The 13,302-nt window shown below is 44.4% G+C and carries 9 protein-coding genes and 3 tRNA genes; 3 read left to right on the top strand and 9 right to left on the bottom strand.

Translation table 11 applies throughout. The annotated features are described in order from the left end of the window. Positions 1 to 8: 8 nt before the first annotated feature. The 4 genes from FTV42_RS06290 to FTV42_RS06275 form a co-directional block, all read right to left on the bottom strand. Positions 9 to 323, bottom strand: a complete 315-nt coding sequence (locus FTV42_RS06290; protein WP_257223421.1) for a hypothetical protein — start codon at positions 321 to 323, stop codon at positions 9 to 11. Positions 324 to 612: 289 nt separating this feature from the next. Beyond that, positions 613 to 2,025: a DASS family sodium-coupled anion symporter gene (locus tag FTV42_RS06285; protein WP_180038036.1), complete on the bottom strand. Its 1,413-nt coding sequence runs from the start codon at positions 2,023 to 2,025 to the stop codon at positions 613 to 615. Between the two features lie 81 nt (positions 2,026 to 2,106). Continuing rightward, positions 2,107 to 2,892, bottom strand: coding sequence for a sulfite exporter TauE/SafE family protein (locus tag FTV42_RS06280; RefSeq protein WP_180038034.1), 786 nt, complete (start codon positions 2,890 to 2,892; stop codon positions 2,107 to 2,109). Positions 2,893 to 3,124: 232 nt separating this feature from the next. Beyond that, positions 3,125 to 3,400 (bottom strand): PspC domain-containing protein, encoded by a 276-nt coding sequence (locus FTV42_RS06275; RefSeq protein ID WP_004278536.1) that lies wholly within the window; start codon positions 3,398 to 3,400, stop codon positions 3,125 to 3,127. 243 nt (positions 3,401 to 3,643) lie between these two features. Here FTV42_RS06275 and FTV42_RS06270 point away from each other — a divergent pair, with 243 nt between their 5' ends. Together FTV42_RS06270 and FTV42_RS06265 are read left to right on the top strand one after the other, a co-directional pair. Next, on the top strand, positions 3,644 to 4,333 hold the full coding sequence (locus FTV42_RS06270) for a hypothetical protein (protein ID WP_180038032.1): 690 nt from the start codon (positions 3,644 to 3,646) through the stop codon (positions 4,331 to 4,333). A 106-nt stretch (positions 4,334 to 4,439) separates the two neighbouring features. Further along, a complete protein-coding gene (locus FTV42_RS06265) occupies positions 4,440 to 5,141 on the top strand; it encodes an IS1 family transposase (protein ID WP_005263793.1) in 702 nt (233 codons plus the stop codon). Between the two features lie 169 nt (positions 5,142 to 5,310). Here the strand turns inward: FTV42_RS06265 and FTV42_RS06260 are convergent. The 5 genes from FTV42_RS06260 to FTV42_RS06240 all read right to left on the bottom strand — a co-directional run bounded on the left by FTV42_RS06260 (position 5,311) and on the right by FTV42_RS06240 (position 11,320). Continuing rightward, positions 5,311 to 5,386, bottom strand: a tRNA-Lys gene (locus FTV42_RS06260). Between the two features lie 72 nt (positions 5,387 to 5,458). Continuing rightward, a tRNA-Lys gene (locus FTV42_RS06255) sits at positions 5,459 to 5,534 on the bottom strand. A gap of 20 nt (positions 5,535 to 5,554) precedes the next feature. Then, positions 5,555 to 5,630: transfer RNA gene (locus FTV42_RS06250), tRNA-Lys, on the bottom strand. 195 nt (positions 5,631 to 5,825) lie between these two features. Then, entirely contained in the window at positions 5,826 to 7,667 is a 1,842-nt protein-coding gene (locus FTV42_RS06245; protein ID WP_180038030.1) for a long-chain-acyl-CoA synthetase, read from the bottom strand. A gap of 173 nt (positions 7,668 to 7,840) precedes the next feature. Continuing rightward, the gene (locus tag FTV42_RS06240; protein ID WP_180038028.1) at positions 7,841 to 11,320 is read right to left on the bottom strand and encodes an Rne/Rng family ribonuclease; all 3,480 of its coding nucleotides are present in this window, start codon (positions 11,318 to 11,320) and stop codon (positions 7,841 to 7,843) included. A gap of 766 nt (positions 11,321 to 12,086) precedes the next feature. On the opposite strand from FTV42_RS06240, the gene FTV42_RS06235 reads away from it, so the two are divergent. Continuing rightward, the gene (locus tag FTV42_RS06235) at positions 12,087 to 13,058 is read left to right on the top strand and encodes an RluA family pseudouridine synthase (RefSeq protein ID WP_180038026.1); all 972 of its coding nucleotides are present in this window, start codon (positions 12,087 to 12,089) and stop codon (positions 13,056 to 13,058) included. Positions 13,059 to 13,302 lie beyond the last annotated feature (244 nt).

The following is a 13,302-nucleotide window of genomic DNA, read 5'->3' as shown; positions in this document are numbered from 1 at the left end:
ATAAGCGATCAGGTCTGGTCGGCTTGCCAGCTAAGAAAACTGTAAAATAGTGCCATCGGCAGGGAAAAACACAGCAGAAACAAAAAATGGGAACTAAAAGCTTCGCTTGGAGGATGCGAGAGATAGGCCATGATCAGGATCCCCAAGACGTAGCTTATTAAAATCGTGATGATATTAAACAGTTGATAATGGCGTAGTAGCAGGTGAGTCACTAATAGGAAAGGGAAGACCATCATCCAGTAAGTCAGGCAGACAAAAAAGCTAATCAAAAGCGCTGAAAACAGGCTTCTGAAAATGGAGAAAACCCCCAGAGCTGGCTTCATGAAATAGCGCATAAGGGAATAAAATTACAGCGATGATCAAAGGGGTAAGCGCGAGGTTAAGCGTCATTTTCCAGGGAGAATTCTGGATCGGTTGGGATGTGAACTGAAATAGCTTATCCATAAATGATTTAGCGCTTCTATGATTTTTAGACTATATGAAATTTATACTTTTTTATTTTTAAAAGCATATCATTTTTCGATGAGAGAAAGATTCAACATATAGGCGATCAATACGACAAAGCACACCGGAGTGTGCTTTGTGGATGGTGTGATGCTTAAACTTTAATGATTAAATAAAGAACCAGTAAATAAACAGGGAAATAATAAAGATACACATAATATTCAGTACAAAACCGACTTTCATCATTTCGCTTTGCTGGATATGACCGGTTCCAAAAACAATCGCATTGGGTGGGGTAGCTACCGGCAGCATAAAGGCACATGAGGCACCAATACCAATGACAATCACCAGAATTTCTTTGGGCATGCCCATCTGATCCGCAATTGCGGCAAATACTGGTACCAGCAGGGCAGCCGAAGCGGTATTACTGGTAAATTCAGTCAGGAAGATAATAAAAGTGGCGACTACAAAAATAATCATCAGCGGGGAGGCATCACCAAAGGCATTGGCCAGAGTTTGCCCCAGTACCAGCGAACTGCCTGAATCCTTCAGAATGGCACTCAAGGTCAGACCACCACCAAATAGGTACAAGACCCCCCAGTCGGTATTTTCTGCAATCTGTTTCCAGCTTGCGGTACCCAGAATCACCACCATACAGGCAGCCGAAATTGCAATCCAGGTATCCGGTTGTGAAATACCAAAAATTTCGGTGAATTTTTTACTGAAAATCCAGGCAATTGCAGTACAGAGAAAGAGGATCATGGTGGCTATACGGGTTCTGGTCCAAGGAATATCTTCGGTCACAAATTGTACTTTTTGATTTAGTTTTGGACGTAGTACCAGATATAAACTGACCAGCATGGCGGGAAGAATAATGAACATCATCGGCAAGCCGATTTTCATCCAGTCGGCAAAATCATAGCCGAGTGCCTTGGCGGCAATGGCATTCGGAGGTGAACCGACCATGGTGCCCAGTCCGCCAATACTGGCTGAATAGGCAATGCCGAGCAGGATAAAGACAAAAGTTTTACGATCCTTGCTGACATCCAGATGTGAAAGCAAACCCAAGGCCAAAGGTAGCATCATGGCAGCAGTGGCTGTATTGGAAATCCACATGGACAGCAGCGCCGTCACCACAAAAATCGCCAGTACAGAAATGCCCAGATGTCCTCTGGACAGGGAAATGATCCACATGGCGATTTTCCGGTCCAGTTTCTGAATATGCAGGGCTGTGGCCAGTGCAAAACCACCAAAAAACAGGAAAATGACAGGATCGGCAAAAGTGGCCAAAGCGGCTTGCGTGGTAATCGGAACCAGTTCTTCACCAGAGGCCATTGGCATAGCCAGCAATACCGCCATTACGGGGACGAGTAACGCTGTAATCGTGATATGAATGGCTTCCGTCAGCCATAAAATACCGATAAAGGCTAAAAGTGCCAGTCCTTTATTGGCATTCTGGTCATAGGGCAGGTAAAGATATAAGCCATAAGCTACAATGGCTGCGACAAAAATAAGGATCCAGCCTTTCAGCAGTCCTTTGGGCATAGCATTGGTCGGGGTAGCTAGGTTGGTCTGAGTCATATGCTCTCCTTGCAAGGTGTTTATTTACGTCATTTTTATATTAGCTTTGAATTTTTAATTTTGTTTTGTTTAAAAAATACCCTATTTAAAGATACTATAACCAGATTGTTGCAATAATCCAGCACTTTGCCAGAGGGCATACAGGCCCAAGCCAAGAAGTAAAGCCAGGACAATCCATTTGAAGTGCTGCTGAGACAAACGATGGCGTATTTTGCCTCCGATCCAGACACCAGCAAGGGCGAATAAGCTGATCCCGATCAGAATATGCTGTTGATGGGTTTCCAGTGTGATCAGAATTGGAAACAGTAAAACTAGCTGGATCAGTTTACCGGCAATGAAATTGAGATTGCTGATAATGACAATATCTGTTTTAGAGAGCTGGCAACTCATTAAATACATCATTAGAAAAGGCGCCATGGCATTGGTCGCACCTCCAATAATGCCGGCCAATAAACCAAAACAGAGCATGCTGGAAATATGTGGGCTGACTTGCAATGGCCGTGCCCGTAACTGGTCCAAGACATAAAATACAATCACCAGACCCAGTAACAGTTTTAAATAAGCTTCATTTAGCCAAAGTAACAGTTTGACCCCGAGTACACTGCCGATCAGGCTACTAAGTATTAGTGGCCAATAGCGTTTTATATAATAGTCAATACTATTCAACAGGCTATGCGCAGGGTTGGCATTCAGCATGATCAGATTCAGCAGCAGACAGGGCAGAATGACAAGGGTAACCGCGATACTAAGCGGATATGCGCTGGACAGAACAGCCGTACTCATCATGGGAAAGCCAAAGCCGCTTAAACCATGCAGCAGGGCTGCTACGGTACAGAGCCACAGCATCATCCATTCTGCCTGAGTCATGTGAAATCCATTTTAAAAAATTGGAATCTTGAACTTATCGTGAATTCAACTGAGAAAGAAAGTGAAAAGCAGTAATAGAGCAAAGAAATAACAAAAAAATATAGGCAAAAAAAGCCACGATAACTTGGGGAAATTACCGTGGCATCAAAATTTCATCCCATTTAACCGGGGTGAAAGAGGAAGCTCTGCGATGAAACTGGTTAAGAACGCTTGTTAAAAATGACTGTACAGCTTAATAGCGTTTATCCTGATTCACTGTACGCACAGGATTTTGATAGCCCTGAGGTTGATGAACGCTGTCATGATCAATTCTGTACTGTTTTTTCGGCATGATTAACCACAGCACCAGATAAACCAAAATACCTGGGAATGCGGCACTCATGATTGAAATCACCACAAAAATCAGACGTAATAAATTCGCGTTCCAACCAAAACGTTCAGCAATACCACCCATCACACCTGCAATCATGTTTGAGCGGTTAGAGCGATATAAACCAACATTGGCCATTAAAATCTCCTGATTAAAAATATGTTTGAATCCTAAAACGGATCCATACTTAAAGAAATGGAGTTTGCTTAAGCTTTTTAAAGTGCTGATTAAAAATAAAATCGTTAAGTAATGTTAATAAAGATTAAAACCAGATCTAAGAGCTACTAACATAGTGAAAATTCTATTGAACTCTTGTGTAAATTTCAGCAGCTTTGCTGTGTGCTTTTTGCTCGCCATGTTTCCTATTTAGGTTTATTAAAAATGAAATTGGATGTATCACGTTGTACATTAAGCAGTTTTTTTAAATGTAGCCTGGTGTTGGGAAGTATAGTGATTTTGCAGGCTTGTGATCAGCAACAAGTCAAACCTGAACAGGAAAGTCAGGCGGCCTCAGAAGAGGGTGTTAAAATTTCCGCTGCCAATACGAAGGCCGATGTAGTGACCGTCAGTGCCAAATCCTTAACTCAGGTCGCAGGGCAGGCGACTCTTCCGGCAGAAGCTGATTTAAACCCTGCAACTGTACCAGAGGATGCCAAGGCGTTTATAGGCCGTTATCATACTGAAATTGATTGTGATGGCCGCTTTGCCCCTTGCACTGAAGGCAAGGCAGAATTTATTTTGACTCTGATGCCGGACGGTACCGTGTATCGCAGCATTTTACAGTATGGCAAAGTATTTATTGATAATACCAAAAACAGCACGGCTCACAATATCACCTACCGTAAAGACCGCTGGTTTATCAATCCGGAACGTACCGATGTGGTGGTGAATCGCAAAGAAGGGGCGAGCTTTTACTATAAGATTAAAGATTCAAATCACTTGGTCATGAATCTGGAAAAAATCTATAGTGAAAAGGAAAGAACCAACCGGGAATTATTTGATCGCGGTTATCCGGCACCTTCAAAAGCCTATGAACTGGTCAAAGACACATCCTTTCATATTCAAAAATAATGCCTGATAAAAATTGGCTGATCTGGTCGAAAGCTTAATTCAAATACGGGTGGTGTTTCAAAAAGTATGCTGAAAAAAACAATATGGCTTTTGATAAAATAGAGGTATGAAAATAACGCTACAAATCAAATGTCCTACCTGTCTAAGTAACAATATAAAGAGAAATGGCATCAAAGTAGATGGGAAACAAAACCATCAATGCAAAGATTGCAAACGTCAGTTTATTGGTGATCATGCATTAAGCTATCAAGGATGTAACTCAGGTATTACCGGCAAGATATTACATTTAATGGTCAGAGGAAGCGGTGTAAGAGATATTGCTGAAGTCGAGCGTATCAGCATTGGCAAGGTATTACGAACCTTAAGTGAATCGATCTATCAGATTCAGCCTAAACAAAGCCACTACGAATGTCTTGAAGTCGATGAACTTTGGACTTTTGTAGGGAATAAGAAAAATAAACAATGGCTTATTTATGCCTACCATCGAGAATCTGGAGAAGTTGTTGCTTATGTTTGGGGTAAGCGGGATTTAGCAACGGTTCAACGTCTTAAAGCTAGACTTAAAAAGCTTGGGGTTCAATATGCTGGAATTGCGAGTGATCACTGGGATAGTTTTATCACAGCATTTCAATGTTGCAAGCAAGTGATCGGTAAGTTTTTTACCGTCGGTATTGAAGGTAACAACTGTAGAATTCGTCATCGAATCAGGCGTGGATTTAGGAGAAGTTGCAACTTTTCTAAAAAGCTCGAAAATCATTTTAAAGCCTTTGATTTGACTTTCTTTTACCTTAATAACGGATTTGTTTAACGCCAGCATACTTTTTGAAACACCACCCAAATACGATTTAGATTAGACAATAAAGGCGAGTGGTGGGAACGCGTAAGCATAAAATCTGGGTGCAGAAATACACGACCAAAACATCGTAATCTAATTAAAATATAATGAAGTAAATCAGAGAAACATTCTAAGGAAAGAATGGTGGGTCGTCCGCGATTCGAACGCGGGACCAACGGATTAAAAGTCCGCTGCTCTACCAGCTGAGCTAACGACCCTGAGGAATAAAAATGATGACCATTTTTATGACGCAAGAGTGTGGTGTACTTTTACGTGATCCTTTCGGAAGATGGTGGGTCGTCCGCGATTCGAACGCGGGACCAACGGATTAAAAGTCCGCTGCTCTACCAGCTGAGCTAACGACCCATCAAGGAATATCAAATAAGTGGTGGGTCGTCCGCGATTCGAACGCGGGACCAACGGATTAAAAGTCCGCTGCTCTACCAGCTGAGCTAACGACCCTGAACCATCATTCAAACCAGGTTTGAATGTGCAGTGCAAGTCAAGCTAAATAGCTTAAAGCACCACTTTGTTTGATGGAGCGTATTGTAGCAAGATCTCATTTCAGCGCAAGCAAAAAATAACAAAGTTGCCCATGTTTGATTATAAATACAACAATTATGCTTTATCTAAACAAAAAATAGGCAATTTCAGTACTTAGAAGCGATATTGATAAGCCTGAATATTGGCAAAAATCTCTGCGGTGAGCTCGGAATATGCCGTTGCACCTGGCAATAACACTAGCAGGCGTTCATCGGTTTTACTCGGATCAAATGCTTGCTCTTTCAATTTATTTTTCTGGTATTTAAAGGTGCCTGTAGTTTCAACCTGCTGTTGTACGCGTAAAAATACTGGTACTGCATAAGCCGGTAAGCATTTTTTAAAGCAAGCGGCCATGGCTGCTAAATCTGCATCATTTAATTCTACATCGGGTTTTAGGGTAATCGCGGCCATACCGGCACGACCATTGGTATTGGGGATTTCTACACCATACACCACCGCTTCAACGATTTTGTCATACTCGGTCAGCATGTTTTCGACTTCAATGGTTGAAACATTCTCACCTTTCCAGCGGAAAGTATCACCCAGACGATCGACAAACTGCGCATGACGGAAGCCGATATTGCGCACCAGATCTCCGGTATTGAAGTAAGCATCACCTTGGGTAAATACATCCTGCATGATGACTGACTTGTTTTTTTCCAGGTCGGTATAGCCATCAAAAGGTGAACGACGGGTGATTTTACCAATCAGTAAACCAGTCTCGCCCTTTTTCACCCGTTTACAACGGCCTTTAAGGTCTCGTACCGGCTCATTTTTATCTTTATCAAAGGCAATAATGGCATACGGTGTGGGTGAGAAACCGACGGTATTGTCAAAATTGAAAATATTGCTAAAACCGACATTGCCTTCACTGGAGGCATATAGTTCCAGCACTTCCTGAATGCCAAAACGGAATTTAAATTTATCCCATATATTTGGGCGCATCCCATTTCCAATCATCTTGGTCACGCGGTGGCCTTTTTCCAGTTCAGATGAGGGAGCATCCATCAGATAACGGCACAGCTCACCGACATAACCAATCGCAGAGGCATCAAATTTTTGTACATCCTTCCAGAAAGAGGAGGTCGAAAATTTACGCCGAATCGCTAGGGTGCTGCTACCTGCAATGACACCGCACCAGCACACCACCATGCCTGTGGCATGATAAAGCGGCAGGGTACAGTACATCACATCATCTTGATTGAGGTTTAGCACATGCCCATAGGTGCCATAAGCGAGCGTCCAGCGGCCATTGGTAAAGATCACCGCTTTAGGTAGACCTGTGGTGCCCGAGGTGTAAATATAGAACAGCCCATCTTTGCCCTGCACCGAATGGGTGGTCGGTGGGTTAAATTTGGGAGAGAGATCGGTTTTTTCAGCCAGGTTGATAAAGCCTTCAGGTGCCTGACCCGGATCGGCTTGAGTATTCTGATCTGCAAACCAGTGCAAGCGATCACTGCTAATATTCAGGTCATTACGAATCTCGTTGACTGCATGACGACATTCTTCGCCCACAATCAGAGCAATCGGTTTGACCAGATTGATACTGTGCGTCAGCACTTTGCCGACTTGAGAGGTATTCACCAAGGCGGTGGTCACACCCAGTTTAGCCAGACCAATCACGCTAGCAATCAGCTCAGGGCGGTTCTCGACCATCACGGCAACTACATCACCTTTCTTGGCACCCAAGGAGAGATAGAAATGGGCAATCTGGTTGGCCCGAGCATTTAGAGCAGCATAGCTATAGCTTTGCTCTTCAAAACGCAAGGCGATACCTTCGGGGTTACGCTTGGTCGCTTTTTCAAAAGCCAGACCCAAGCCGGCCGGTGTGTTCGGAGTACGTAAATATGCCTGTCTTAGACCAGTGAGCAAATTGGGCACTTTGGTCAAAAAAGCCGGGATTTTGGCAGCGACATCTGCAATCCCAATCAGATCGTGTGGTTTCATTTGGGTCATGAGAATCCTATTTATTTTTCGTATCCGATACGTTCAATTTATATACAGTAGACGAGCTATCCATCTTTTAGCGTTAAAACACTAGTGCAATCAACCTATTCTGACTAAATCTAGCAAAAAAAACCTAGTCACCGAAATGACTAGGTTTTTTTAGATGACTGCAATTGAGCAAATTATGATTCAGTTGCAGTATTGGCTTTTTTCGGTGGACGACCACGTGGACGACGTGGACGAGCAGCCTGTTTCTCCGCTTTTTCAGCTTCGCTGGCTTCAGTGTCCTCTGTTGTTACTTCGGCCTGATCCTGGGCTTCTGTAACAGGAGCTTCTGATTCAGCATTTGCTTCAACTGGCGCAGCATCTCTAGGTTGAGCTTCAGTCACTGGAGCCGCTTCTGTAGGAGCTGTATCTACTGGTGCCGTCGTTTCAGTTGCTTGTTCAGCTGGCTGAGCATTTACGGTTTCTTCAATAGCGATTTCAGTGGTTACTGGAGTTTCAGTTGCCGCTGCTTCAGCAGACTCTGCTTGCGCTTCTGCTGCTACAGGTGCTTCTGGCGCAGTTTCAACTGCCGGAGCTGTTTCTACTTTGGCCTGTTGCTTGGCTTGTTGCAGAGCCTGTTCTGCAGCCTGTTTAGCCAGACGGCGACGCTCACGTGGATCGTTTGCGACACGTTTGTCCGACACCGGTTTTGGTGGAGTCAGGTCCAGAACTGGAGCCGGCTCCGCTTCAACCTTGGCTACGGTTACTTGAACATCACGGGTAACCGGTTTTTTCTCTGCGGCAGGCGATGCTGCAGCCACCAGACTCGCGTTGTACTCTTTTGTAAACTTCTCTAGAGCACGGTTGAAGGTTGGCAATAAACCAAACTGTTCAATCAGTACGGAGCAGTCTTCACCATAGACATGGCGAATCAGGCTACCAATAGTGAACTGACCCAAAGTTGGTACTTGTGACGGAGTCAACTTTTGAACTGTAGCCTGTTGAGGCTGTCCTTCACGTTGCTGACGACGACGCTGACGCGGATCGTTGCTGGCACGAGGTTTTTCAGCACTTGATTCTTCCGCTGTCACAACTTCTTCAGCAGGTGCTGTCAGTGCAGCTTCTACTACATTTTCAGCAGCGGCTTCTTCAACTGGCGCATCTGCCGGTGCAGTAACTTCAACCGCTGGCGTTACAACTGCAGCATTGTCATTCAATGCCACGATTTCGCTTTTCGCCTGGTCAATATTCACCACCATAGCAGTCGGCATCACGTCTTGACGTGGCGCATCGACCAATTCAACACGAAGCTGCTTGTCATTGACTGCTGGAACTTCAACGACTGCAGGTGCTGCTTGTTGAGCCTGCTCATTCAGCACGCTTGGATCGCGGTGGCGATTTGGACGTTCCTGACGTGGCTGGTTGCGGCGGTCACGACGTGGCATTACCTGTTGAGGCTGTTGTTCATTGTTTTGAACATCATTTTGCTGAGATGGCTCATTGTGATGCTGACGGCGAGAATTACGCTTGTTTTCACGTGCTTCATGACGTTGCTCTTGACGAGATACCTGAACCACTTCTTCATGCACCTGATGTTGCTGAGGAGCGGAAGCTTCAGACTGAACCTGCTCACGCGGTTCTTTGTGCTTCGGATTGCGTGGTTTTTTATTGTTATGACGCGGCGCTCTTTCATCACGCTCTGCCGGTTTTTCAGCATCACGTTCCTGTTTTTGCGCTACAGTCGATGGTGCAAGGTAGGCATTGCTGCTTGCCGGAGCAGCAGGTTGAGACACTTGCTGTGGCGCAGGTTGTGCCACTGGTGCAGACAATTGACCGAACTGACCACGGCTCACCGCACCGCCATTGATCATTTGTTCAATTGCTGCAGCTGCATTGTTGGCAGTACGCGATTGATCAACAGTCGCAGCCTGTTTTTGAACAAACAGGTTTTCTAACCATGCGCATGGGCTAGATGCAGGAGCAGCAACTTGTGCTTGGGCTGGAGCTTGTTGCGCAACAGGTACTTGCTGTGCATTTTGGTTTTGCTGGTTACGGCGTTTATTGTTTCTGCCGTTGTTTTGCTGTTGAGCAGGCGCTGGTGCAGCAGCATGCGTATGTTGTTCTTCTTCTAAATGCCATTCAGATGACTCATAGCCCAACTCTTTTTCACTTGAACGAGTTGCTTCAGTACGTTCATAGCTGGTTGGTGCAAAGCCTTCGGCATTATAAGTGATTTCATAATGCGGTGTTTCCAGATGCGGATGCGGCAGCACAGTGACACGTACATTTGAAGTCTGTTCTAAATACACCAAGGTGTGACGTTTTTCATTCAATAAGAAGGCAGCAATTTCGACTGGAACTTCGACTTGAACTTCACCATGACGTTCACGTAACGCGATCTCTTCCACTTTACGCATAATCGAAAGTGATAAAGAACGAAGATCACGAACCATGCCGGTACCATGGCAGCGTGGGCAAACGTAGCCAGTCGCTTCTTCAAGAGAAGGACGCAGACGTTGACGGCTCATTTCCATCAAACCAAAACGTGACAATTGACCGAACTGGATACGGGCACGGTCACTTTGCGTCGCTTCACGCAGCTTCGCTTCCACCATACGCTGGTTGCGGTCTTTAGTCATGTCGATGAAGTCGATCACCACCAGACCACCGATATCACGTAAACGTAATTGACGCGCGATTTCTTCTGCCGCTTCAATATTGGTATTTAACGCGGTGTCTTCAACGTCGCTACCGCGAGTCGATTTTGCCGAGTTAATGTCAATTGACACTAAAGCTTCAGTTTGATCGATTACGATCGAACCGCCCGAAGGAAGTTTTACTTCACGTTCATAAGCAGTTTGAATTTGACTTTCAATCGCGAAATGCGCAAATAAAGGTTCATTTAAGGTATAAGTTTTCAGTTTTTCTAACTGACGTGGCATTACCGCTTTTACGAAGTTATAAGCTTCGTTATAAGCTTGTTCTGAGTCAATCAGGATTTCAGCAACATCATCACGCAGGTAGTCACGAATGGCACGTGTCACTACGCCCGCTTCCTGATGTACCAACATTGGCGATGGACCTGAACTTGCAGTGCTCTGGATTTGTGCCCAAAGGTCTAACAAGTGCTGTAAGTCGAGTTGCAATTCTTCTTGTGAACGACCGATCCCGGCAGTACGCACAATCACACTCATACCACGTGGCACGTTCAGTGTTGCCAGCATTTCTTTCAGTTCTTCACGCACTGAACCAGAAATCTGACGGCTGATACCACCACCTTTAGGGTTGTTTGGCATCAAGACCAAATAACGGCCAGCAAGTGAGATAAAAGTAGACAGGGCAGCGCCTTTATTGCCACGCTCTTCTTTTTCCACCTGAACCAGAAGCTCGGTGCCTTCAGTGATCAGTTCACGGATATTCGAAGTTTGGCGAGGGTCGGCTTTGTAATATGAATTCGCGATTTCACGCATTGACAGGAAGCCTTGGCGACCTGCACCGTATTCAACGAATACAGCTTCTAAAGAAGGTTCAACGCGAGTCACGTGACCTTTGTAGATATTGGATTTTTTTTGTTCACGGGTACGATTTTCTAAATCAAAATCGTAAAGACGCTGACCAGTGACAAGTGCAACGCGAATTTCTTCGGCATGTGTTGCATTAATCAACATACGTTTCATGGGTGTAACACCTTATAGTGATACACAGCAAAAAATCGCTATACACGTAGCGAACATCACACATCACGGATCAATGGCTCAAATCTGCAATGAATTTCATTGTGGTTTGAGTCTTTTATGACCGAGCTCTATTTAATATAGATGGGCTTCGGTTTTTGATTCACGTATTGATGATGGCAATACGGCTTCAATCTTTAAACGGATTAAAGTCACCTGAACGCTTCACTGGCGGACGAGCGGTGCATTGGATGTGTGTAACTTTCACTGTCACATTGCTCGAAGATCATCCCTTCTTTATAGAAAGTGTCTTGATACGGAATTGTCGTCGTATCTTTACAAACTGTGCAGATCCAATGCATCAACGCTGTAGCCTGAAGTCGTCTTCAGGTTGCGACTAATCTGATGTGTATCAGTTTACGTTTAAAAACCAACAAAGTTGGCGACATATTTTTTAAGACAAACTGATTTATGTACCTGAGGTACAATTAAACGCAACAGTTTGCTTTGTTTGCCGATATAATAAGCCTTCGGCGTGGCATAATTCTTTGGGGACCTTCCCGTATCATGTGAGTCTTTAATTGAACAATCAAGTTCAGAAAAATCTGAAATGATTCAACTTTTACTCACAAACGATGGTTTCCGTGCGCTGACTATATCAAACCTTGCATCATCTGCCTATGGGCTAAGCTTATGTTTCTTGTGTAAAGCATAACCTAAGTGATCAGTTTTTAATCAATTTTAGTATTTTTTGGGTCATAGTAACTGTATGAATTCTACGCAACAATGGCAAAACGTCACTTGGTTTGAAGTGGATGAACATCAAGATGGACAACGCATCGATAATTTCCTGTTTAGTCGTCTGAAAGGTGTGCCAAAAAGCCGTATCTATCGTCTGATTCGTGAAGGCCAGGTTCGCGTTAATAAAAAACGCATTAAAGCAGAAACCAAACTCGCAATCGGTGACCAGATTCGCGTTGCGCCGATTCGCTATGAACAAAAAGATGAATCTGCTGCACCTGTTTCTGACAAAGTGGCACAAGGCTTATTGGCCCGTGTGATTTATGAAGATGAAGGTTTGATGGTCGTGAATAAACCTTCCGGGATTGCTGTGCATGGTGGTAGCGGTGTGGCCTATGGCCTGATTGAGGGCTTGCGTGCCGCAACCGGTAAAAAGTATCTGGAACTGATTCACCGGATTGACCGTGATACTTCCGGTCTGGTGATGATTTCCAAAAAGCGTAGCGTGTTGAAAACATTACAAGATATGTTGCGTGAACATAAAATCAAAAAAACCTATGCCGCTGTAGTAAAAGGGCAGGTCAGTCTGGATAAACAGCTGATTGATGCACCTTTACATCGTTACGAGCTGGCCAATGGTGAACGTCGTGTCTGCGTGTCCCCGAAAGAAGGTAAAGAGTCTAAAACCCAGTGGAATGTGCAGGAACGTTTTATGCATGCCACACTGGTGTATGCATCTCCGCTTTCTGGTCGTACCCATCAGATTCGTGTTCATGGTTTGAGTATTGGTCATCCGCTAGTAGGCGATGAAAAGTATGGTCATGAAACAGAATATCGTGGGCCAAAACCACGTCGTTTATGTCTGCATGCGATGCGCTTAGAAATTCCGGGTTATCCGACGATTGAAGCGCCTTTGCCTGAAGATATGCAGAGTCTTGTAGCTCAGCTTCGTGCGCAAAAGGCGGATAAGGTGGTAATACCTACGGAAGATGACGAGTAATTTTTAGCTTTTTGATGAGTCTTATCTTGCTTTACTTGAGTGGAAAAAGTCCTTCTCTTTATTAAAAACAGTGTAAAGACGATTCAAGACAATTTCTAAATTAATGAAAGGCGACATGGATGGCGCTGTTAGTCTGTGGCACAGGGACGTGCCATCAGAGTAACAAAGGATTTTTGCTACTTTTCATCCTTGAAAAGTAGATAATACCTATACGAAAACAGTTCGTCATTGAAGCTGATTGAGG

The organism is Acinetobacter sp. YH16052 (assembly GCF_013417155.1).
Taxonomy (GTDB): Bacteria; Pseudomonadota; Gammaproteobacteria; order Pseudomonadales; family Moraxellaceae; genus Acinetobacter.
This window is presented reverse-complemented; position numbering and strand designations above follow the sequence as displayed.